The organism is Sphingopyxis sp. GW821-FHT10B01 (genome assembly GCF_059415685.1).
This window is the reverse complement of sequence record NZ_JBWKNS010000006.1, coordinates 265300-286686: the sequence shown is the minus strand read 5'-3', so window position 1 is coordinate 286686 and position 21387 is coordinate 265300. Positions and strand designations below refer to the sequence as shown.

19 protein-coding genes are annotated in these 21387 nt (G+C 63.7%); 13 read left to right on the top strand and 6 right to left on the bottom strand.

Going from position 1 to position 21387, the window contains the following annotated elements; genetic code table 11:
- Window positions 1–15: 15 nt before the first annotated feature.
- The 4 genes from AC07NV_RS18825 to AC07NV_RS18810 all read left to right on the top strand — a co-directional run bounded on the left by AC07NV_RS18825 (window position 16) and on the right by AC07NV_RS18810 (window position 4002).
- Window positions 16–483, top strand: a complete 468-nt coding sequence (locus AC07NV_RS18825) for a hypothetical protein (protein WP_495167921.1) — start codon at window positions 16–18, stop codon at window positions 481–483.
- 55 nt (window positions 484–538) lie between these two features.
- Window positions 539–1999 (top strand): MATE family efflux transporter, encoded by a 1461-nt coding sequence (locus AC07NV_RS18820; RefSeq protein ID WP_495167920.1) that lies wholly within the window; start codon window positions 539–541, stop codon window positions 1997–1999.
- A gap of 95 nt (window positions 2000–2094) precedes the next feature.
- Window positions 2095–3267, top strand: coding sequence for a sensor histidine kinase (locus AC07NV_RS18815; protein WP_495167919.1), 1173 nt, complete (start codon window positions 2095–2097; stop codon window positions 3265–3267).
- Window positions 3268–3270: 3 nt separating this feature from the next.
- Entirely contained in the window at window positions 3271–4002 is a 732-nt protein-coding gene (locus tag AC07NV_RS18810) for a LytR/AlgR family response regulator transcription factor (protein ID WP_495167918.1), read from the top strand.
- Between the two features lie 66 nt (window positions 4003–4068).
- Here AC07NV_RS18810 and AC07NV_RS18805 read toward each other — a convergent pair whose 3' ends face one another.
- On the bottom strand, window positions 4069–4407 hold the full coding sequence (locus tag AC07NV_RS18805) for a UrcA family protein (protein WP_495167917.1): 339 nt from the start codon (window positions 4405–4407) through the stop codon (window positions 4069–4071).
- Window positions 4408–4650: 243 nt separating this feature from the next.
- Between AC07NV_RS18805 and AC07NV_RS18800 the strand changes: the two genes are divergently transcribed.
- Window positions 4651–5133 carry a hypothetical protein gene (locus AC07NV_RS18800; protein WP_495167916.1) on the top strand — a complete coding sequence of 161 codons (483 nt, stop codon included), beginning with the start codon at window positions 4651–4653 and terminating at the stop codon, window positions 5131–5133.
- A gap of 5 nt (window positions 5134–5138) precedes the next feature.
- Here AC07NV_RS18800 and AC07NV_RS18795 read toward each other — a convergent pair whose 3' ends face one another.
- A complete protein-coding gene (locus AC07NV_RS18795; RefSeq protein WP_495167915.1) occupies window positions 5139–5537 on the bottom strand; it encodes a hypothetical protein in 399 nt (132 codons plus the stop codon).
- 169 nt (window positions 5538–5706) lie between these two features.
- Between AC07NV_RS18795 and AC07NV_RS18790 the strand changes: the two genes are divergently transcribed.
- Window positions 5707–7203 (top strand): BCCT family transporter, encoded by a 1497-nt coding sequence (locus AC07NV_RS18790; RefSeq protein ID WP_495167914.1) that lies wholly within the window; start codon window positions 5707–5709, stop codon window positions 7201–7203.
- A 16-nt stretch (window positions 7204–7219) separates the two neighbouring features.
- Here the strand turns inward: AC07NV_RS18790 and AC07NV_RS18785 are convergent, their stop codons facing one another.
- Window positions 7220–9304, bottom strand: coding sequence for a M13 family metallopeptidase (locus tag AC07NV_RS18785; RefSeq protein WP_495167913.1), 2085 nt, complete (start codon window positions 9302–9304; stop codon window positions 7220–7222).
- Between the two features lie 243 nt (window positions 9305–9547).
- On the opposite strand from AC07NV_RS18785, the gene uvrA reads away from it, so the two are divergent.
- Entirely contained in the window at window positions 9548–12442 is a 2895-nt protein-coding gene (uvrA, locus tag AC07NV_RS18780; RefSeq protein ID WP_495167912.1) for an excinuclease ABC subunit UvrA, read from the top strand.
- A gap of 121 nt (window positions 12443–12563) precedes the next feature.
- Here uvrA and AC07NV_RS18775 read toward each other — a convergent pair whose 3' ends face one another.
- Entirely contained in the window at window positions 12564–12872 is a 309-nt protein-coding gene (locus AC07NV_RS18775; RefSeq protein WP_495167911.1) for a putative quinol monooxygenase, read from the bottom strand.
- 449 nt (window positions 12873–13321) lie between these two features.
- On the opposite strand from AC07NV_RS18775, the gene AC07NV_RS18770 reads away from it, so the two are divergent.
- The 6 genes from AC07NV_RS18770 (at window position 13322) to phoB (ending at window position 19372) form a co-directional block, all read left to right on the top strand.
- Window positions 13322–14371, top strand: coding sequence for a substrate-binding domain-containing protein (locus AC07NV_RS18770; protein ID WP_495167910.1), 1050 nt, complete (start codon window positions 13322–13324; stop codon window positions 14369–14371).
- A 127-nt stretch (window positions 14372–14498) separates the two neighbouring features.
- Window positions 14499–15875 carry a phosphate ABC transporter permease subunit PstC gene (pstC, locus tag AC07NV_RS18765; RefSeq protein ID WP_495167909.1) on the top strand — a complete coding sequence of 459 codons (1377 nt, stop codon included), beginning with the start codon at window positions 14499–14501 and terminating at the stop codon, window positions 15873–15875.
- A gap of 49 nt (window positions 15876–15924) precedes the next feature.
- The gene (gene pstA / locus AC07NV_RS18760; RefSeq protein ID WP_495167982.1) at window positions 15925–17139 is read left to right on the top strand and encodes a phosphate ABC transporter permease PstA; all 1215 of its coding nucleotides are present in this window, start codon (window positions 15925–15927) and stop codon (window positions 17137–17139) included.
- Between the two features lie 4 nt (window positions 17140–17143).
- A complete protein-coding gene (gene pstB / locus AC07NV_RS18755) occupies window positions 17144–17926 on the top strand; it encodes a phosphate ABC transporter ATP-binding protein PstB (RefSeq protein WP_495167908.1) in 783 nt (260 codons plus the stop codon).
- Between the two features lie 25 nt (window positions 17927–17951).
- On the top strand, window positions 17952–18674 hold the full coding sequence (phoU, locus tag AC07NV_RS18750; RefSeq protein WP_495167907.1) for a phosphate signaling complex protein PhoU: 723 nt from the start codon (window positions 17952–17954) through the stop codon (window positions 18672–18674).
- Window positions 18674–19372: a phosphate regulon transcriptional regulator PhoB gene (gene phoB / locus AC07NV_RS18745; RefSeq protein ID WP_495167906.1), complete on the top strand. Its 699-nt coding sequence runs from the start codon at window positions 18674–18676 to the stop codon at window positions 19370–19372. The genes phoU and phoB overlap by 1 nt, the downstream gene beginning before the upstream one ends.
- 13 nt (window positions 19373–19385) lie before the next feature.
- On the opposite strand, the gene AC07NV_RS18740 is transcribed toward phoB, so the two are convergent.
- Together AC07NV_RS18740 and AC07NV_RS18735 are read right to left on the bottom strand one after the other, a co-directional pair.
- Window positions 19386–19760, bottom strand: a complete 375-nt coding sequence (locus AC07NV_RS18740) for a hypothetical protein (RefSeq protein ID WP_495167905.1) — start codon at window positions 19758–19760, stop codon at window positions 19386–19388.
- Window positions 19761–20008: 248 nt separating this feature from the next.
- On the bottom strand, window positions 20009–21364 hold the full coding sequence (locus AC07NV_RS18735; RefSeq protein WP_495167904.1) for an OprO/OprP family phosphate-selective porin: 1356 nt from the start codon (window positions 21362–21364) through the stop codon (window positions 20009–20011).
- Window positions 21365–21387: the final 23 nt, after the last annotated feature.

The following is a 21387-nucleotide window of genomic DNA, read 5'->3' as shown; positions in this document are numbered from 1 at the left end:
GCGCGCGGGCCGATCTTGATCGCGGCAACGGCTCTGCTTTTCGCAGCGCCGCTTGCCGCCAGGCCGACCGCCCCGCACACCCCCGCTGTTGGCAGCGCCGAGCGTACGGCCATCATCCAGACGCTGCGATGGCATCCGGATGCGCGCTTCACTTTTCGCCACCTCCGGGTCTGGCGGAGCGGCGACCGCGCCATCGCTTATGCCGAGGGAGACAATGGCCTGATCGGCGGCTTCAAGATCATCCTGACTCGCGACGGCGAGGCTGGCTGGCGCGAAGTATGGGCCGAGGGTGATGGCGGCAGCGACAGTTGTGTCGCCGGTGCCCGGCACTATGCGTGGGCGATAAAATTGATCCAGTCCTACCACGTCGCACCCGATGCGCTTGTCCCGGGGATAGTCAGACAAACCCGCGAACTCGAACGCATGGCAAAAAGCGATCCGGATCTCCAGTGCGTTGGCGATCTGGACGGAGGTCCGGCGTGACCGCGTCCTCGCGATATGAAATGTCGGTGTTCAACGTTGCATTGGTATCTGTAAGATGAACGAAGAAACCCCCGTCACGCCGACGCCGGTCGCAGCAGCGGCGGACCCCGCGGCGGGGCCCGTCCCGCCGCGCCAGACGGCGCGCAGCGGCGGACGGATGGATCTGACCAGCGGGCCGATCACAAAAACGCTGATCCTCTTCGCGCTGCCGACGCTCGCGTCGAACATCCTCCAGACGCTGTCGGGGTCGGTAAACTCGATCTGGGTCGGACAGTTTCTCGGCAATAGCGCGCTCGCCGCGACCGCCAATGCCAACATCATCATGTTCCTGATGTTCGGCGCCTTCTTCGGTTTCGGCATGGCGGCGACGGTCCTGATCGGCCAGTCGATGGGGCGCGGCGATATCGACGCGGCGCGACGTGCGACCGGCGGCGTCATCGGCCTCGCGCTCATCTTTTCGGTGGTGATCGCCATCGTCGGCTGGTTCGCCTCGGACCAGATCCTGCGCTGGCTCGAAACCCCGCCCGAGGCCTTTACGCTAGCGCATGATTATCTGCGCGTCACCTTCCTCGCCGTGCCCGCCTCGATGCTTTCGGTCACATTGATGATGGCGTCGCGCGGCGCGGGCGACGCCGTGACGCCGCTGCGCTTCATGATCCTCGCCGTGGTGCTCGATATCGTCTTCAACCCCGTGCTGATCCTCGGCCTTGGCCCCTTCCCGCGCCTCGGCATCGCGGGCAGCGCACTCGCCACCGCAGTGGCGGGCACGATCAGCCTCGCCGGCATGATCGGCTGGTTCTATGCGAAGAACCATGTGCTGCGCCTGCGCGGGCACGAACTATCCTATCTGCTTCCCAAATGGTCGGAGCTGCGTTTCATTATCGGCCGCGGCTTGCCGATGGGCGCGCAGATGCTCGTCATCTCGGGCGCCGGGCTGGTCATGGTCGGCCTCGTCAACCGCGAAGGGCTCGTCACCGCCGCCGCCTATGGCGCGACGCTGCAGCTGTGGAATTATATCCAGATGCCCGCGCTCGCGATCGGCGCCGCAGTCAGTTCGATGGCGGCACAGAATATCGGCGCCGGGCGCTGGGACCGCGTATCGTCGGTGACGAACAGCGGCATCGCGATCAATCTTGCAATGACCGGCGTGCTGATCGCGTTGCTCCTGCTGTTCGATCGCGCCGCGCTCGCGCTGTTCCTTGGCGGCGAAAGCCCGGCGATCGAAGTCGCGCGCAATATCCAGCTGATTGCGACCTGGACCTTCCTGCCCTTCGGCACGACGATCGTGCTGATCAGCACGCTCCGCGCCAATGGCTCGGTCGTGCCGCCCCTCGTCATCCTGTTCCTGTCGATGTTCCCGATCCGCCTTGGCATCTATTATTTCGGCTATCCGGCGGTCGGAAGCGACATATTGTGGTGGAGTTTTCCGCTGTCCTCGCTCGCCTCGCTGGCGATGGCGTGGGCGATCTACCAGCGCGGCGGCTGGCGCCGCACGCTGCCGCAACCGGGCGGCTGATCGACGCCCGGCTTTCGACCAAGGCGCGGACCGCTTCGACTGGCGGCCCGGCGCCTGCTAGCCTTCGATCAGGCTTTGGCGCTAAAGCAGTCACAATGAACATGACAAACCGCAAGGATGCACTGCGCGATCAGCGTGCAAAAATGTTGGCGGCGGCGCCCGACTGGCGCGCCTCCGACGCCCGCGTCAATCCGCGCGTCGCGATCGGCTCGATCATTGCCATGTGGCTGCTCTATTTCCTGATCACCACCGGTCTTGCAATGCTGACCGGCGTACCCGAACAATGGCCGTCCGCCGGACGCCGCGGTATCGTGGTGATCGCCGGCATCCTGTGCACTTTCGTCCTCTATCAGCTTCTCCAGCGCGCCCAGCCCCAGAGTTTCGGCGCCCGGCTGGCCGCGGCGTTCGGCGCCGCGGTCCCGCTCGTGATCGTCTATGCGACGGTCAATCTGCTGGTTTTCTACTACTGGTTTCCGGTGTCTGACAGCGCCAAGATCATCGAAGAAATGCAGTCGAAATACCCGGTCGCGTGGGAGACGATGCTGATCCTCGACAGCTCGATCCGCTGGTATTTCTTCTTCGCGGTCTGGGCGGCGCTCTACGTCGCGTTCGGCTATGCCAACGAGATGCGTGCGGTCGAGCGGCGCGCCAATCATTTCCGGATGGAAGCCAAGAATGCGCAGCTCCGCGCGCTGCACTATCAGGTCAATCCGCACTTCCTGTTCAACACGCTCAACTCGCTGTCGACGCTCGTCCTCAAAGGATCGAAAAGCGAGGCCGAGACGATGATCATGAATCTCTCGTCCTTCCTGCGATCGAGCCTTGCGGTCGATCCCGAACAGCTCGTCAGTCTCGACGAAGAAATCGCACTCCAGCGCCTCTATCTCGACATCGAACAGACACGCTTCCCCGACCGGCTCCAGGTCGAGGTCACGATACCGCAGGAGCTTGAGCATGCCTGTGTGCCCGTGCTGATCCTGCAGCCGATTATCGAGAATGCGATCAAATACGGCGTCGCGCCCAGCAAGGGAAAGATCGCGATCCGCCTGCACGCCAGCGCCGAATATGGTCTGCTGGTCCTGCGCATCGAAAATGACATCGATCCGAAAGCCCCCGCCCCCGCTTCGGGTACCGGCCTCGGCCTCGGGAATGTCCGCGAACGCCTGCTCACCCGCTATGGCCCCTCTGCCGGGTGCGATTGGGGCAGATCGGACAATGGCGGCTTTGCCGTGTCGCTTTGGCTACCACTGGCGCGGGAGGCCTGCTGACCCATGATCCAGACACTCCGAACCCTGATCGTCGATGACGAACCGCTGGCGATCGAACGACTGCAGATTCTGACCGGGCAACAGGACGGCATCTCGCTCGTCGGCACCGCCAGCGACGGCGCCTCGGCGCTTCGCATGGTCGACGCGCTCGCCCCCGATCTGGTGCTCTGCGATATCGCAATGCCCGACCTCAACGGGCTGGAAGTGGCCGCCGCGATCGAGGGGCTCGACAATCCGCCGGCCGTTGTTTTCGTGACCGCCTTCGATCGTTACGCGGTCGCGGCATTCGATGTTGCCGCGGTCGACTATCTGCTCAAGCCCGTATCGCCCGACCGTCTGGCCCGCGCGCTGTCGCGCGTTCGCGAATGGCGCGCCACCGAGCGCTCGCCCGCGCAGAAGAGCAAGTGGATCAACGAATTCTGGGTCCAGAACCGCGGCGAGATGCTGCGCATCGACGCTGGCCAGGTCGACCTGATCGAGGCCGAGCGCGACTATATGCGCCTGCATGTCGGAGGCCGCAGCTGGTTGATCCACCAGACGATCAAATCGCTGGAAGCGCGGATGAATCCCGACCAGTTCATGCGTATCCACCGATCGAAAATGATCCGCCGCGAAGGCATTGTCGGGCTCAGGCACCATGGCGACGGGGCGTGGAGCGTCGACCTGGGCGAAGGCGGCGTGCACCGCGTCGGCCGCACCTATCTTCATGACGTAAAAGCGATCATGCACGCCTGAACAAGGAAAGGCGGCCATGCCGCCGGGGCATGACCGCCTTCCGCGTGACCGGATTGGCCGTGTTCGTCAGGGAGCGGCAACCACCACCGGCCCCTGGTCGGCCAACCGGGCGCTGCTGCCGTTGAACAGGCTCGCAAGCCGGGTATCGGCCTGACGGTTGGCGTGCAGTTCGCAAGCCTGCTTCGCGGCACGCTCGGACAGCGTCAGCCGGTTCGCGGAGCCGCAAACCTGGCGCACGGCCATTTTGACGCGCGTCGTCAACCGGTCTCGGCCGCTTTCGCTCGACAGGTTGAGGTCGTCATAGGACACGACCACGCTCCGCGGCTCGCCTTGGGCAAAAGCGGGAGCATTGATGCCAGCCGCAATCAGCGGTGCCGCCAGCAGGATCAGGTGGTAATTCGCCATGGGGGAGTCCTCTCTTCAAAAGGATGCGGGATACCGGATGGCGGACCGGGGAGACCGTCGTCCGATATCCCGCAAGGGGGTGATATCCCCTAGACGTCATGAGAATCGCCTTTGGATCGATCGGCGCGAACCACCGCTCGATTTACAGACGAAGGATGTTGATCCGCCGACCAACGGCCGACCGGCAAGCAACGTCATGGCGCCGAGCTTGCATCCGACGCACGGCCATGGCCAAATTGGTCGGTGAGAAGGAAATTATCTTTCGCTGCGAGTCGCAATTGGGGCGTGCGGCTGTTCCGCTGGTCGGCGATGGGGCTCATCAGCGTTGTCGGCGGGATAATCCTTGGCGACATGACCGTCGGACCGCGATTGGGCGGCAGCGCGGTCGAGCCTGCGTCCTATTCGCACCTCAGCGCCAATCCGGATGCGCTGGCGCCACATGACAATGGGGCCGTGCCATGCCCGGGCTGTGCCGATAGCTATGGCGTCGCAATGCGGTTGCGCGCGCATCGCGATGACAGGATGAACGACGAATTCCGCGAACTAGGTGCGGTCAACACCGATCCGCCGATGCTGGCCGATGCGGGCGACGATTATCGCTATGGCGGCCGCTTCCCCGATCCGGTGCCGGTCGCGGCAGCCACGACAGAAGACCCACACACGATCAAGCCGGCGGGCGATTCCTCGCCCGCCAACATAATTACACCGGTGCCCGCGGAATATTGAGGCCTTTAGCGCGGCGGCGTGGTCGACGGCGCGCAGCGGGTGGTGTCACCGGCCTTGCACGCCGCGGCATCGGCCTCCCACTTCATCCGTTCTTCGGCCGACATCGCGGCAACGCGTGCTTTCTCGGCCTCATAGGCTGCGGTTTCCTCCGTGAACACGGTTTGATCGTGCGCGACCTGTTGCTTTGCAGCGGACACTTCCTGCGCATAGGTGGTGTTGTCGGTCCTGGCGCGCGAGGCCTGTTCCGCGTTGAGCCGCGCCGTATTCGAGCGCTCCTCGGGCGTCGTGCCGTCCTTGACCGGTTTCTGCGTTGCCGCCGTTTCGGCCGGCGCCTGGAAGGCTGCTGCCTGACCCGAGGCGAGCAGCGCAAGCGCAGCGGTGGCTGCCAATATCCTTCTGGTCATCAAAGCTTCTCCTTCAATCGCTGTTCCGCCGGTCCAACGCTTCGGCCCGGCCGCACGTTCCCGGCCGCGAATTGACCTCTTCAAGGGCAACCGTCATGCTGGACATCCTCTTCATGTCCGATCGGCCGATCATTTGCCAGCACCACCGCAGCATCCCCTCAACCGCCCCGTGTTTTTCACGCCGCTGGCGGTGCTTCTCGCCGCCGTGATCCTCAGCCTGTGGCAGGGCGCCGCGGTCGTCGCGGCCGAAACGGCGATCAACGACTGGATCCTGCAGAATTTCTCGCCGCTCTTTGCGTGGGCTGGAATCGGTTTCCTTATACTGCTCGGATGCATCGCACTGTCGCCGCTCGGCGGACGGATCATCGGCGGGCCCGATGCGAAACCGATATTGACCCGCTGGCGATGGTTTGCCGTCACGCTCTGCACGACGATCGCCACCGGCATCCTGTTCTGGGGCGCGGCCGAACCGCTGTTCCACCTCAACGATCCGCCCGCGATGCTGGGACTTCAACCGGGCAGCGACGCCGCCGCGACCTTCGCGATGTCGACGATGTTCCTGCATTGGACGCTGACGCCTTACGCCATCTACACCGTCGCAGGGCTGGCGTTCGCGCTCGTCTATTATAACCGCCGCGAGCCGTTCAGCCTATCGTCGCTCTTTGTGCCGCTGATCGGCCAGCGCGCGCACGGTCCGGTCGGCACCGGCATCGATATCATCTGCCTGTACGCGCTGGTCGCCGGAATGGCGGCATCGCTGGGCGCCGGACTGCTCGCGCTTGCGGGCGGAATCGAGGGGATTGGCGGCTTTGACGGCGGGACCGCCCTGCGCTGGGGCATCGCGGCTGCCATCGTCGGCAGCTTTCTGCTCTCCGCCGCGACCGGACTCCAAAAAGGCATCGCGGGCCTTTCGGTGCTAAACACTTGGATTTTCTTCACAATTATCGCCTTCGTGCTGGTCGCGGGCCCCACCGCCGATATGTTCAACCTCTCGCTACGTGGCACTTTCGACTACTTCCAGACCTTCATCCCCCGCAACCTCGGCCTCGATGTCGACACCAGCTGGCACCGGCAATGGACGATCTTCAACTGGGCCAACTGGTTCGCCTGGGCGCCGGTGACCGCGTTGTTCCTTGGCCGCCTCGCGGTCGGATACAGCGTCCGCGCCTTCATTCTCTACAATCTGATCCTGCCGTCGCTGTTTGGCGCCGTGTGGATGACCGCCATCGCCGGCGCGACCATCGCACTCGACCAGCAGAGCGGCGCCAGCCTTTACGCCATATTGACAGCACAGGGTCCCGACCCGGTGCTGTTTCGCCTGTTCAGTGCATTGGGCGGCGGGCCGGGCGTCGCGGCGATCGTGCTGTTCGCGATCTTCCTCTCTTATGTGGCGGGGGCCGACGCCAATGTCTCGGCCATGAGCGCGCTGTCGACGCGCGGCATTTCGCCCGACGCACCCGAAGCGCCGCTGTGGGTGCAAGCGGTGTGGGGGATTACCGTGGGGCTGGTCGCGATCGTTCTCGTTGCAGGCGGCGGCATCGACGGCATCCGCATGATGTCGGTGCTCGGCGGCTTTCCTGCGCTGTTCGTCATCGTCGGCGCAGCGCTGTCGCTGACTGTCATGGCGGTACGGGGACGGCACGAAGCCGCCCCCGCCCAATCCTGAGAAAGGGGTCTCAGGACTACCAGATCCGGGTGCGTTCCTCGGGCTTCAGATAATATTTGGCGCCCGCGGCGACGCTGAACGCCTTGTACCACGCATCGACGTTGCGCACAGGCCCGATAATGCGCCAGCGCGCCGGGCTGTGCGGATCGCTCGCCACCTGCTGCTTGATCGCATCCTCGCGCTGCTTCGTCCGCCACGCCTGCGCAAAGGCGAGGAAGAAGCGCTGGTCGCCGGTCAGCCCGTCGATCACCGGCGCGGGCTTGCCGCCGAGCGACCGGCGATAGGCGTCGTAGGCGACCTCCAGTCCCGCCAGATCGGCGATATTCTCGCCCATCGTCAGGTCGGGATTGATGAACGATCCCGGCGCCGCCTCATAGGTCGCATATTGCGCTCCGAACGCCTTCGCCTGCGCGTCGAAGCGCGCCGCGTCCTCGGCGGTCCACCAGTCGCGAACGGCGCCGTCGGCGTCGATCTTGCGGCCCTGATCGTCAAAACCATGGGTAATCTCGTGGCCGATCACCGCGCCGATCGCGCCATAATTGACCGCATCGTCGACGCTCTCGCTGAAATATGGCGCCTGCAGGATTCCGGCCGGGAACACGATCTTGTTCTCGAGCCCGCCATTATAGGCATTCACTTCCTGCGGGTTCATCGACCATTTCTTGCGGTCGACCGGCTTGTTGAGGTCCGACAATGCATAGGCATATTCGAACGCCGCGCTGCGCTTCACATTGCCATAGAGATCGGCGGGATCTATCTTCAGCCCCGAATAGTCGCGCCATTTGTCGGGGTAGCCGACCATGACGTCCATCTTCGCGAGTTTCGCCAGCGCCGCGTCCTTGGTCGCGGGGGCCATCCAGCTGTTGTTCCGGATGCGGTCGCCCATCGCGAGTTTCAGGTTGGTGACCAGCACCTCCATCTTCGCCTTCGCGCTCGCCGGGAAATATTGCTTCGAATAGGTTGCGCCGACCAGCTCGCCGAGGCTGCCGTCGACCAACGTCAGGCCGCGTTTCCAGCGCGGGCGCAGCTCGCCGACACCGCTCAGCGCCTTGGTATAGTCGAACCGGCTGTCGACGAATGCCTTCGACAGATAGGGTGCCGCATTGTCGGCAACATGGAATTGCTGCCACAGCTTGATCGTGTCGAGTGGCGTCTTGGCATAGAGCGCAGCGATGTCGCGCACCGCGGTCTTTTCGTTGACGATGATGCGCTTTTGCGGCGTGATCCCCGAACCCGCGAACCAGGCGCTCCAGTCGAGCCCCGGCGCATAGGCGGCCAGTTCGTCCGCCGACATCGGATTGTTGATCTTCCCGATATCGCGGCGGTCGGCGATCGCCCAGCTGACTTTCGCGATCTCGGTCTCGAACGCCATGATCGCATCGGCCGCCTTTTCGGGGTCGGCGTTGCCCGCCATTTTCATCGTCCGTGCGATATAGGCGCGGTACGCGTCGCGCTGCGGCTTGAAGCTGTCGTTGAGGTAATAGTCGCGTTCGGGAAGGCCGATCCCCGCCTGCCCTAGCCACAGGACGTTAACGGTCGGATCGGCAGTGTCGGCATAGGGGCCGCCGCTGACGATCGTCGAACCGAACGTCCCCTGCGTGCCGCCCATGAAGCGCGCCATTTCGCTCTTGTCCTTGATCGCGGCGACCGCAGCGATGTCGGCCAGCAGCGGCTTGGCGGCGAGCGCCTCGACCCGCGCCTCGTCCATGAAGCTTTGATAGAGTCCGCCGACCTGGCTCGCCGCGGGCGCTCCGGCGACAACCGCGCGAAGCTGGCGCTGGGTCAGGTTATAGACGTCGTAATCGACCCCCGCCGACGCCTGATCCGACGGAATCTCGGTGCGCGCGAACCAGTTGCCATTGGCATAACGATCGAAATCGTCGCCGGGCTTCACCGATGGATCGCGCGCGTCAAGGTCGACGCCCCATTTGCCGAACGACAGCGCTTTCAGCGATCCCTCCGACGAAGCATCGCCCTCGTCGGCAGCCTTCGCTACGAGCGTCGCATCGCTTCCCGCCTCGCTCGCGGCGGCGGCCGCCGGTGCAGCAGCCAGCGCAGCTACGATCGCCAGTCCCGCGGCGCCGCAAAAAAAGCTCTTCATTTCCCCAGTCTCCCAATTGCCCGCGCCATCGGGTCGAGACGGCGCACATGGTCATCCTTGTCCGCCCGTGACGCCAAGCGGTCAAGCGAGCGACACGACGCTTGGTCGAAGCCGTTGGTATGTTGGTGGAAAGAGTAAGCGAATAGCCCTGCATTGCGGTGCGACCCCGACCATCCTATCTATGAGGCAACCGCGCAAAACCGCACTTGCGCCCTTAGAACAAATCTGGAACAAATCCCTCCCATGAGTCTCACCCATATTTCCGTCCGCGGCGCGCGCGAGCATAATCTCAAGGGCGTCGACGTCGATCTGCCGCGCGATGCGCTGATCGTCATCACCGGCCTGTCGGGCAGCGGTAAGTCGTCGCTCGCCTTCGACACCATCTATGCCGAGGGCCAGCGGCGCTATGTCGAGAGCCTCTCGGCTTACGCGCGCCAGTTCCTCGAAATGATGCAAAAACCCGATGTCGAGCATATCGACGGGCTATCGCCCGCGATCAGCATCGAGCAGAAGACGACGAGCCGCAATCCGCGCTCGACGGTCGCGACGGTGACCGAGATCTACGACTATATGCGCCTTCTGTGGGCGCGCGTCGGCATTCCCTATTCGCCGACGACCGGCGAGCCGATCAGCGCGCAGACCGTGACCGACATGGTCGACCGCGTGATGGAACTGCCCGAAGGGACGCGCGCCTATCTGCTCGCCCCCGTCGTCCGCGGCCGCAAGGGCGAGTATAAAAAGGAACTCGCGCAGTGGCAGAAGGATGGCTTCACGCGCGTCCGCATCGACGGCGAATTTTACGAGATCGGCGAGGCGCCCAGCCTCGACAAGAAGTATAAGCATGACATCGAGGTCGTCGTCGACCGCATCGCGGTCCGCGAAGGCCTCGGCACCCGCCTCGCCGACAGCTTCGAGACCGCGCTGAAGCTCGCCGAAGGCCTCGCCTATGTCGACCTCGCCGATGGTCCGGTTCCGGGCCGCGAGGAAGAAGACACTGGCGGCGCGATGAAGGGCGCGGGCATTCCCGCGAACCGCCTCATTTTCTCCGAGAAATTCGCCTGCCCCGTCTCGGGCTTCACGATCGCCGAGATCGAACCGAGGTTGTTCAGCTTCAACGCGCCGCAGGGCGCGTGCCCCGCATGCGACGGGCTCGGCGAACGGCAGGAGTTCGACCCCGACCTCGTCGTCCCCAACCACGCGCTCAGCCTGAAAAAGGGCGCGGTCGTGCCGTGGGCAAAATCGAACCCGCCCTCGCCTTATTATATGCAGGTGCTCGAAAGCCTCGGCAAAGCCTATGGCTTCGACCTCACGACGCCGTGGCAGGACCTGCCGGGCGAGGTGCAGCTGATCATCCTCTATGGCAGCGGCGGCAAACCCGTCGAGCTGACCTTCAAGGACGGCAAGCGCAGCTACACGACGCACAAGGCGTTCGAGGGCGTGATCGGCAATCTCAACCGCCGCCTGCTTCAGACCGAAAGCGCGTGGATGCGCGAGGAACTGAGCAAATACCAGACGCCCCAGCCGTGCGAGACGTGCCACGGCGCACGCCTGCGCCCCGAGCCGCTCGCGGTGAAGATTGCGGGCGAAGATATCAGCATGTCGGCGCAGCGCTCGGTCGCCGACGCGCTCGGCTGGTTCAGCACGCTCGACGCGAAACTCAACGACACGCAGCGCCAGATTGCCAAGGCGATCCTGAAAGAGATTAACGAGCGGCTCGGCTTCCTCAACAATGTCGGGCTCGATTATCTCAACCTCAACCGCACGTCGGGCACGCTCTCGGGCGGCGAAAGCCAGCGCATCCGCCTTGCCTCGCAGATCGGGTCGGGCCTGTCGGGCGTGCTCTACGTCCTCGACGAGCCGAGCATCGGCCTGCATCAGCGCGACAACGACCGACTGCTCGAAACGCTGAAGCGCCTGCGCGACCTCGGCAACACCGTGATCGTCGTCGAGCATGACGAGGATGCGATCCGCCACGCCGACTATGTCGTCGACATGGGGCCCGGCGCGGGACTGCATGGCGGCGAGATCGTCGCCGAGGGCACGCTCGAACAGGTGCTCGCGAACAAGAACAGCCTGACCGCGGCGTATCTGACCGGCGCGAAAAGGATCGAAATCCCGAAACATCGCCGCAAGGGCAATGGCTTCGACCTCGTGCTCAAGGGCGCGCGCGCGAACAATCTCCAGAATGTCACCGCAAAGATCCCGCTCGGCACCTTTACCTGTGTCACCGGCCTGTCGGGCAGCGGCAAGTCGAGCCTGATCATCGACACGCTCTACGCCAGCGCAGCGCGCGTGCTCAACGGCGCGCGGATGATCGCGGGGCCGCACGACAGCCTGAAAGGGCTGGAGCATTGCGACAAGGTCATCGACATCGACCAGTCGCCGATCGGCCGCACCCCGCGATCGAACCCCGCGACTTACACGGGCGCCTTCACGATCATCCGCGACTGGTTCGCGGGGCTGCCCGAAAGCCAGGCGCGCGGCTACAAGCCCGGGCGCTTCAGCTTCAACGTCAAGGGCGGACGCTGCGAGACCTGCACCGGCGACGGGCTGATCAAGATCGAGATGCACTTCCTGCCCGACGTCTATGTGACGTGCGAGACGTGCCACGGCAAACGCTACAACCGCGAAACGCTCGAGGTGAAGTTCAAGGGCCACAGCATCGCCGATGTGCTCGACATGACGGTCGAGGATGCGGCCGAATTCTTCAAGGCGGTGCCCTCGATCCGCGAGAAGATGGCGATGCTCGTCCGCGTCGGCCTTGGCTATATCAAGGTCGGGCAACAGGCGACGACGCTGTCGGGGGGCGAGGCGCAGCGCGTCAAGCTTGCCAAGGAGCTGTCGCGCCGCTCGACCGGGCAGACGCTCTACATCCTCGACGAACCAACCACCGGCCTCCATTTCGAGGATGTCCGCAAACTGCTCGAAGTGCTGCAGGCGCTCGTCGATCAGGGCAACAGCGTCGTGGTGATCGAGCATAATCTCGATGTCATCAAGACCGCCGATTATATCCTCGACCTCGGCCCCGAAGGCGGCGTCAAGGGCGGCGAGATCGTCGCCGCGGGCACCCCCGAGCAAGTGGTGAAGGAGAAGCGCAGCTTTACGGGGCAATATCTGGCGCCGCTGCTCGCGAAGTAAGCGCCACCCTTCACCTTATCGTCACCCCGGGCATGGTCCGGGGCCCATCGCCGTCGCGCAAATGGGTGGTCCGGCATGGCGAAGAAAGCGAAGCCCTGCCCGTTTGCGGGAGGGGAGAAGATCACCCCATCAGCTTCGCGGTGATATCCTCGGCCGCATAGATACGGATCACCGGCGGCTGCGGCGACAGCGCGCGCATTTCGGCGACGAAGACGGTCGACGCGGGCACCGCGAAATGGGTGCGGACCGCGTCGATGCTCTCCCACTCCTCGACAAAGACGAGGCGGTCGGGCTGCTCGACATCGACATGGCAGCGATGCGCCAGACACCCCGCCTCGCCGCGCGACCGCGCGCTATGCTCTGCGCCGAGCGCGATCATTCGCTTGGCGTTCTCGGGGGTCATGATGACGTGGCCAGTGATGAGGATCAAGGGGAGTTCCTATGCAGTGTGGAACGATGAACAAGCCAATTCGGGATCGCCAATTCAACTTGATAATTGTCGAACCGCTGGCTCTTAAAGAGCATCGTCATGGCCCTTCTTCGCTTCCTCACACACGCCTTGCTTTTGAACAAACATTTCGTTTTCTGGCCCGCGAAGCCGAAGCGGCCCTGTTTCAGTCTCCACGAGGATCCAACGCTGGAGAGGCTTTTTAGAACTTAAACAATGAACAAAGCATCCCCGAAGCGTAGTTATAAATCTCGGATCTGGTTTTACCGACGGCAGGTTCAACGGCGCTATCAGGCCAACGCGGATGTCCGTGACACTTATATGACAAACCCTGTCACATACACGTCACACAACTCCCCCAGAGGGCAGTCAGCGAGTCGCCGCGGGGGTGGTGGCTTGGATCGGTAACGACCCCCACCACAGGATCTAAGATGACCCAGAAATTCGCTCTCGCCGTCGGCGCCGCCGTGTGCGCGCTGGCGCTTTCCGCTTGTCAGGACCAGGCCTCCTCGGGTGGCAGTGCGCGTGATTATATCAGCGCGGTCGGTTCCTCGACCGTCTATCCCTTTGCGACCGCGGTCGGCGAAAAGTTCGCCGAGGCGACGGGCAACAAGACCCCCAAGATCGACAGCACGGGCACCGGCGGCGGTTTCGAACGCTTCTGCGCCGGTGTCGGCGGCGACACCCCCGACATCGCGAACGCATCGCGCCGCATCAAGAAGAAAGAGTTCGACACCTGCGCCAAGAATGGCGTGAAGGACATTGTCGAAGTCCAGATCGGCATCGACGGCATCGCGCTGGGCGAAGCCGCCCGCGGCCCCGGCTTCAAGCTGTCGGAAGAAGATGTTTACAAGGCGCTGGCCGCCAATCCTTATGGCAAGCCGAACACCGCCAAGACGTGGAAGGATGTGAACCCCGCCCTCCCCGCCGTCGCGATCTCGGTCTTCGGCCCGCCGTCGACCAGCGGCACCTATGACGCGTTCAAGGAACTGATCCTCGGCAAGGGCTGCGACGCCAATGCGGAGATGAAGGCGCTGAAGGACAGCGACAAGGAAAAGCACGAAGCGACCTGCACCACGCTGCGCGGCGCGCCCTTCTATGTCGAGCAGGGCGAGAATGATAACCTCATCATCTCGAAGCTCGACAAGAACCCGACCAGCCTCGGCATCTTCGGCTTCAGCTATCTCGATGCGAACAAGGACAAGATCAAGGCGGTCCCGGTTCAGGGCATCGCCCCGACCTATGCCGCGATCGCCGACGGCAGCTACCCCGGTTCGCGCCCGCTGTTCATCTATATCAAGAAGGCGCATGTCGGCGTCGTCCCGGGCCTCGCCGAATATGTCGCCGAGTTCCTGAAGGGCGCAGGCGAAGGCGGCTATCTGAACGCCAAGGGCCTGATCGTGTCGCCGAAGGATATCGCGGCGACCGCGGCCGCAAATGGCAAGGCCATGACCGCGCTCGACGGTTCGGCGCTGAAGTAAGCAAATTAGACTGCTCTCCCCCTCTCCGTTCGTGTCGAGCGAAGTCGAGACACCCATCGTTGGTGTACGCCCTCACGGCATCTCGACTTCGCTCGATGCGAACGGGTATTTTTGGAACAGCTGAAACGTGACCTTCAACGCCGCCGCCCTTTTGCTTTTGATTGTCGGTCTCGCGCTGATCGGCTGGCTGGCCGGTCGCGCGCGGTCGAACCTGCTTGCGGGCCGTTCGGGCACCAAGCTGCATTCGCGCCCGCAATATCATGGCTGGTATGTCGCGCTGTGGCTGTTCGCCCCCGCGGCGCTGTTCCTCGCCGTGTGGGCGAGCGTATCGCCCGCGCTGATCACCAATCAGGTGCTGTCGAGCGAGGCGGCGCAGAGCCTGCCCTCCTTCGGCTTCGAGCGCGGCGCGATCCTCTCCGATGCGCGCAATGTCGCGCTGGGCAGTCAGGACAAGGTGCGCCTGCCCGCTGCGGCGGGGCTGGTGCAGCCCTACGCCGACGCCGCCCATAAATATGCGTGGATCGGCATCGCCGCGATGCTGGCGCTCGCGCTGGCGGGCGGGCTCTATGCCTTCACGCGCATCCGTCCCGATTTCCGTGCGCGGACGCGGGTCGAAAAGATTGTGATGCTGCTGTTGCTGCTGGCGTCGCTCGTCGCGATCCTCACAACCTTCGGTATCGTGCTGTCGCTATTGTTTGAATCGATCCGTTTCTTCCGCCTCGTCTCTCCCGCCGAGCTTCTGTTCGGCACCGAATGGGCGCCGGCGAGCGGGGCGCCGCAGCCCGACACCTTTGGCGGCATTCCTTTGTTCTGGGGCACTGTGCTGATCGGTGCGATCATCGCGATGATCGTCGCGATCCCGATCGGGATGATGACCGCGGTCTACCTCACCCAATATGCTGCGCCGACGGTGCGCAAGTGGGTGAAGCCGATCCTCGAGATCCTCGCGGGCGTGCCAACGGTCGTTTACGGCTATTTCGCCGCGCTTACGGTTGCGCCCGCGTTGCGTAACTTCGCGGTGATGCTGGGCATTCCCAACGCCAGCACCGAAAGCGCGCTGGCCGCGGGTATCGTGATGGGCGTGATGATCATTCCCTTCGTCTCCTCGATGGCCGACGACAGCATCAACGCGGTGCCGCAAGCAATGCGCGACGGATCGCTGGCGCTTGGCGCGACGCCGAACGAAACGATCCGCCAGGTGCTGATCCCCGCAGCGCTTCCCGGCGTGATGGGCGGCATATTGCTCGCGGTCAGCCGCGCGATCGGCGAGACCATGATTGTCGTCATGGCCGCCGGCCTCTCCGCCAACATGACCGCCAACCCCTTTGCCAGCGTCACCACGGTGACCGCGCAGATCGTGAAATTGCTCACCGGCGATCAGGAGTTCGACAGCGCGAAAACGCTCGCCGCCTTCGCGCTCGGTCTCGTCCTGTTCATCGTGACCTTGCTCCTCAACATCGTCGCGCTGCGCATCGTCAAAAAGTATCGTGAAGCTTATGAATAGGCAGACCGTCTCACGTTCCACGGCCCCAACCGACTGGAAAGGCTCCGTGATGCAGTCCCGCATCGCGAAGCGCTATGCCGCCGAACGCCGCTTCAAGCTGCTCGGACTGGGCGCGGTGCTGCTCTCGGGCGCCTTCCTCGCCTTCCTGCTGTTCGTGATGGTCGGCAACGGCGCGCGCGGCTTTACCTATACGCATGTCGCGGTACCGGTCGATTTCAAGGCGATGCCGCTGACGATCGACAAGACGCGGCTGGGCGATGCCGACGCCGATCAGGTGATCGCGAACGCCGGCCTGTCCGACATCGTCGCCTTTGCCGCCGACGAGGCGCTGGGTCATGGCGGGTCGGAGCTGATTTCCGAAAATGCATGGAAAGAGGTGCGCTCGCAGATCAAGGCCGATCCCGAGTTGCTTACGGCCAAGACGGTGTTCGAACTGCCCGCGTCGTCCGCGGTCGGCATCGCCGCCAAGGAAGGCGCCAAGGGTGCGCTTGGCGCGACGGTTGCGAAGCTGAAGCAGGACGGCAAGCTGTCGACCGGCATCCACTGGCCCTTCTTCAAGAACGCCGATGCCACCGACCCTGCGGTTGCGGGCATCTGGGGCGCATTGAAGGGGTCGGTGCTGACGATCTTCATCGCCTTCCTGATCGCCTTCCCGACCGGCGTGCTCGCGGCGCTGTATCTCGAAGAATATGCGGCGAAGAACCGCTGGACCGACCTGATCGAGGTGTCGATCAACAATCTTGCCGCGGTGCCCTCGATCATCTTCGGCCTGCTCGCGCTCGCGGTGTTCATCAACTGGTTCGGGCTATGTCAGGCGAGCCCGCTCGTCGGCGGCTTGACGCTCGCGCTGATGACGATGCCGGTGATCGTGATCGCCAGCCGCAACGCGATCAAATCGGTGCCGCCGTCGATCCGCGACGCCGCGCTGGGTGTCGGTGCGAGCCCGGTGCAGGTGGTGTTCCACCATGTCCTGCCGCTCGCGCTGCCCGGCATCCTGACGGGCACGATCATCGGCATGGCGCGCGCGCTGGGCGAGACCGCACCGTTGCTCCTCGTCGGGATGCGCGCCTTTATCGGCGACGTTCCGGGCGGCATCTGCTCGCCGTCGACCGTGCTGCCGATGCAGATCTTCCTCTGGTCGGACGAAGTCGACCGGGGCTTTGTCGAGAAAACCTCCGCCGCGATCATCGTGCTGCTTATCGTGCTGCTGTCGATGAACGCCTTTGCGATCTATCTTCGCAACAAATTCGAAAAACGCTGGTGACCCCATGACCCAAGACGATCTCACTATCGCCGACCCCAAGATGAAGGCGCATGGCGTCAATGTCTTCTATGGCGAAAAACAGGCGATCAACGATGTCTCGATCGATGTCGGCACCGATCTCGTCACCGCCTTCATCGGCCCGTCGGGCTGCGGCAAGTCGACCTTCCTGCGTTCGCTGAACCGCATGAACGACACCGTGGCGAGCGCGAAGGTGACCGGCCAGATCGAACTCGATGGCGAGGATATCTACGCGCCGTCGATGGACGTCGTGCAGTTGCGCGCGCGTGTCGGGATGGTGTTCCAGAAACCGAACCCCTTCCCCAAGTCGATCTATGACAATGTCGGCTATGGCCCGCGTATTCACGGCCTCGCACCGAGCAAGGCCGATCTCGACGTCGTCGTCGAGCGCGCGCTGGTGCGCGCCGGGCTGTGGGACGAGGTCAAGGACCGGCTGGCCGAAAGCGGCACCGCGCTGTCCGGCGGCCAGCAGCAGCGCCTGTGCATCGCCCGCGCCATCGCGGTCGATCCCGAAGTCATCCTGATGGACGAGCCCTGCTCGGCGCTCGACCCGATCGCGACCGCGAAGATCGAGGAGCTGATCCACGAACTGCGCGGCAAATATGCTATCGTGATCGTCACGCACAATATGCAGCAGGCGGCCCGCGTGTCGCAGCGCACCGCCTTTTTCCACCTCGGGACGCTGGTAGAGTACGGCAAGACGACCGACATCTTCACCAACCCGAAGCAGGAACGCACCAAGGACTATATCACCGGCCGCTACGGTTGATCCGTAGCCGCGAAAGGACAAGACGATGGCAGTAGTCAACGATCATACCGTCAAAGCGTTCGACGAGGATCTGAACCGCCTGCGCGGACTGATCAGCGAAATGGGCGGCCGCGCCGAACAGGCGCTGCTCCAGGCGATGAACGCGCTCAATAGCGGCGACCTCGACCTCGCCGCGCAAGTCGTGCGCGACGACAAGAAGATCGACGCACTCGAAAGCGAAGTCGAACAGCTGACGGTCCAGACGATCGCCCTCCGCGCCCCGATGGCCGACGATCTGCGCGAGATGATTGCAGCGCTGAAGATCGTCTCGGTCGTCGAACGCATCGGCGATTATGCAAAGAATATAGCCAAGCGCGTCGCGCTGATGGATCAGACGCGGTCGATCGAGGCGATCCCGGTTCTGATGTCGATGTCGTCGATCGTCGCCGAACTGATCCACGACGCGCTCGACAGCTTCGCGGCGCGCGATGCCGAACTCGCGGTGCGGGTGACCGTCCGCGACAAGAATGTCGACGATTTCTACAACAGCATCTTCCGCACGCTCGTCACCTTCATGATGGAAAATCCCAAATACATTACGGAAAGCGCGCATCTGCTGTTCGTCGCAAAGAACCTTGAACGCATGGGCGACCATGCGACGAACATCGCCGAGATGGTCTATTATGTCGTCACCGGCGACCATATGGAAGAACGCGAGCGCGGCGAGACCCCCGAAGGCGCCGCGTCGGCGGAGCAGGAGCAAGGCTGATGCCACAGCCCGACCTGCTGCTGATCGAGGATGACGAGGCGATCGCCGAACTCATCGTCTGGCATTTCGCACGCGAAGGCTTTTCGGTCCGTCAGACCCCCGACGGCGAACAAGCACTCGTCCTCGTCGAGGAACGCGTTCCCGACATCGTCCTGCTCGACTGGATGATCGAGAGCCTGCCCGGCATCGAGGTGTGCCGGCGTCTGCGCCGCAACCCGAAATCGGCGAACGTCCCGATCATCATGCTCACCGCGCGCGGCGAGGAAGAGGACCGTATCCGCGGCTTAGAGACCGGCGCCGACGATTATGTCACCAAGCCGTTCAGTCCGCGCGAACTGGTCGCGCGCGTTCAGGCGGTGCTCCGCCGCCTGCGGCCCGCGCTCGCGGGCGAAATGCTGACCTATGCCGACATCGAGCTCGACTCGGTCGCGCACAAGGTCGTGCGCAACAGCCAGATTGTTGCGATGGGGCCGACTGAGTTCCGCCTGCTGCGCCATTTCATGGAGCATCCGGGCCGCGTCTTCTCACGCGGACAGTTGCTCGACAGCGTTTGGGGACAGGACAGCGACATCGAACTGCGCACCGTCGACGTCCATATCCGCCGTCTACGCAAGGCGATCAACCTGCCCGGCACGACGGATATCATCCGGACGGTGCGATCGGCGGGTTATGCGCTGGATTCAGGCAAAAGCGTCTGACGAGGCGCTGCGCCTAGGCGAACAGGCTCATCGCGACAAAGATTGCGACGATCGTGCCAACGAAGAGCCCGAGCGCGATCCACAAAAGGCGTAGCGATCGCCCGAAGATGCACACGACCGCCGCGATCGCGACGAGGAGCAGCGAGACGGGCGGCCAGAGTATGAGCAAGCGCAGCCAGACGCCTGAATCGGTGAAATGCGATCCGGGCGCGTCGAACGAGAAGCCGATCATCAGCATCGACAGGAAGAAGAGCAGATAGGCACCCCCGAGCGCCGCGAGCGCGCCGAGAAGAAGTATGATCGTTCGTGCGCCCTTGTTTCCGTGGCGATCGGACGCACCGGCGGGCGTCGGCTCCGCGCCGCTCGGTGGGTTCGATAGGTCGGTCATATATTTCCCGTCTCAGCTAGCCATTGTCGGCGCAGCTTGGCCCGATCATTATATTTTGTATGTGATTCAACTCACTGGTCATCGCTTTGCACATGGCGGAGCAGTCCGTTAGTCCGCAACGGTCAATCAGCGCGATCACGGATCGACGGGATGAAGACTAGTCTTGGCGGTCGGGTGGTCTTTCGTGCGGACGCACCAAGCGAAGAGTCGTTAGCTTCACGCCCATTCCCTACCGACGTTACAGTCCGTTAAAAGTCGAACTGAGTCCGCAGGCCGAAAGCGTCGGCAGAATAATCGCGATCGCCGGCGGCGGTGACTGCGGCCTGATCGAAATTCAGCCGGCCATAGTTTGCAATGATCCGGACATATTGGATCGGCGCCCAGACGAGCGAGATTCCGGCGGTGCGTTGCTTGCCGCCGACGATACCCTTGTCGATCAGGTCGAGATAATCGTAGCGGACATTGACCTCGATCGCGCCGATACCGCCCTGATCGATGCCCTTGCGCGGTGCCAACCGGTCGAACGCGCCATCCTTGTAAATGCGGCTGTCACCCGGCGTGAGCACCAGTCCGGCCTCGACATAGCCGCCAAAAAAGGTCGGATCGGCAAGGCCGGGGCGACGCGCGGTCTGCCAGAAAGCTTCGCTGGCGACGTGGAACGGGCCGCGTAGCGCGGCAGCTTCCAGCCCGAACCCGCGTTCGCCGGTGGCGCCGATATTGCCGGTGTCGACAATCCGGACGTCGGTGGTGCGGACGAAGGGGCGGGCACGATAGCGGGTGCTGCTCGCCTGATCGTTGAAGCTGCGAAAATGGCCGCTGCCACCGAGATGGATCTGGGTGTTGCCGAGCTTGGGCATGAAGACCGCCCGCGCGTCGAAACTGACACTGTTGTCGGCGTCGCTCAGCAAGTCATTTGCATTGTCGCCAAACACACCGGCCTGCAACATTGCCGTCTTTGTTTTATACTGCGCCGAAAGGCCGACCCGGCGCTCGAAGCCGAACGCTTGGATGAACGCCGCGCGTTCGTTGAAGCTGGTGAACAGGTCGCTGGTCAATTCCTCGAGGGACCAGAACGGCTTGGTCTGACCCGCCATGACCGTCAGCGGGCCGGTGCCATAGGTGAGATAGACGTCGGTCAGTTCAACCGCGCTGTTCGCGAAATCCGCCTCGATCCGATAGCCGAAACCGCCCGGGATCTTGCCATCGACGCCCAGGAAAATGCGGCGAAACTCGGTCCCGATGCCCAGGCTGTTGCCGCCGACGCTGCCGGGTGCATCGACCCCCGCGATGTCGACCTGCATGCGTCCGCGCGGCTTGAAGCTCCAGCCATCGGCGGTCTTGATCTCGGGACCGCCTTTCCAGCTGATCTCGGTCGCGGGCTTTGCGGTTACCGACGGCGGAGCGGGCGGCGCCGCCGGAGCGGGCGCCGGCGGCGCCGTCGCCGCATCGAGCCGTGTTTCAAGCGTCTGGACCTGCGCCTTGAGCGCAGCCAGCTCGGCGCGCAACTGGCCCGCCTCTTCGGCCGTCATCGCCTGCGCGTGCGCCGCAGTCGGCAGGCTGAACATCGATGTTGCCAGCAGGGTGGAGGCGATGACGTGGCGCATGACGAATTTGCTCCATTGCGTAA

Bases quoted from the DNA above. Each gene is read 5' to 3' on its own strand.
- AC07NV_RS18820 (WP_495167920.1), top strand. From the start codon at position 539: ATGAACGAAGAAACCCCCGTCACGCCGACGCCGGTCGCAGCAGCGGCG.
- AC07NV_RS18815 (WP_495167919.1), top strand. From the start codon at position 2,095: ATGAACATGACAAACCGCAAGGATGCACTGCGCGATCAGCGTGCAAAA.
- AC07NV_RS18810 (WP_495167918.1), top strand. From the start codon at position 3,271: ATGATCCAGACACTCCGAACCCTGATCGTCGATGACGAACCGCTGGCG.
- AC07NV_RS18805 (WP_495167917.1), bottom strand. From the start codon at position 4,407: ATGGCGAATTACCACCTGATCCTGCTGGCGGCACCGCTGATTGCGGCT.
- AC07NV_RS18795 (WP_495167915.1), bottom strand. From the start codon at position 5,537: ATGACCAGAAGGATATTGGCAGCCACCGCTGCGCTTGCGCTGCTCGCC.
- AC07NV_RS18785 (WP_495167913.1), bottom strand. From the start codon at position 9,304: ATGAAGAGCTTTTTTTGCGGCGCCGCGGGACTGGCGATCGTAGCTGCG.
- uvrA (WP_495167912.1), top strand. From the start codon at position 9,548: ATGAGTCTCACCCATATTTCCGTCCGCGGCGCGCGCGAGCATAATCTC.
- AC07NV_RS18770 (WP_495167910.1), top strand. From the start codon at position 13,322: ATGACCCAGAAATTCGCTCTCGCCGTCGGCGCCGCCGTGTGCGCGCTG.
- pstA (WP_495167982.1), top strand. From the start codon at position 15,925: ATGCAGTCCCGCATCGCGAAGCGCTATGCCGCCGAACGCCGCTTCAAG.
- pstB (WP_495167908.1), top strand. From the start codon at position 17,144: ATGACCCAAGACGATCTCACTATCGCCGACCCCAAGATGAAGGCGCAT.
- phoU (WP_495167907.1), top strand. From the start codon at position 17,952: ATGGCAGTAGTCAACGATCATACCGTCAAAGCGTTCGACGAGGATCTG.
- phoB (WP_495167906.1), top strand. From the start codon at position 18,674: ATGCCACAGCCCGACCTGCTGCTGATCGAGGATGACGAGGCGATCGCC.
- AC07NV_RS18740 (WP_495167905.1), bottom strand. From the start codon at position 19,760: ATGACCGACCTATCGAACCCACCGAGCGGCGCGGAGCCGACGCCCGCC.
- AC07NV_RS18735 (WP_495167904.1), bottom strand. From the start codon at position 21,364: ATGCGCCACGTCATCGCCTCCACCCTGCTGGCAACATCGATGTTCAGC.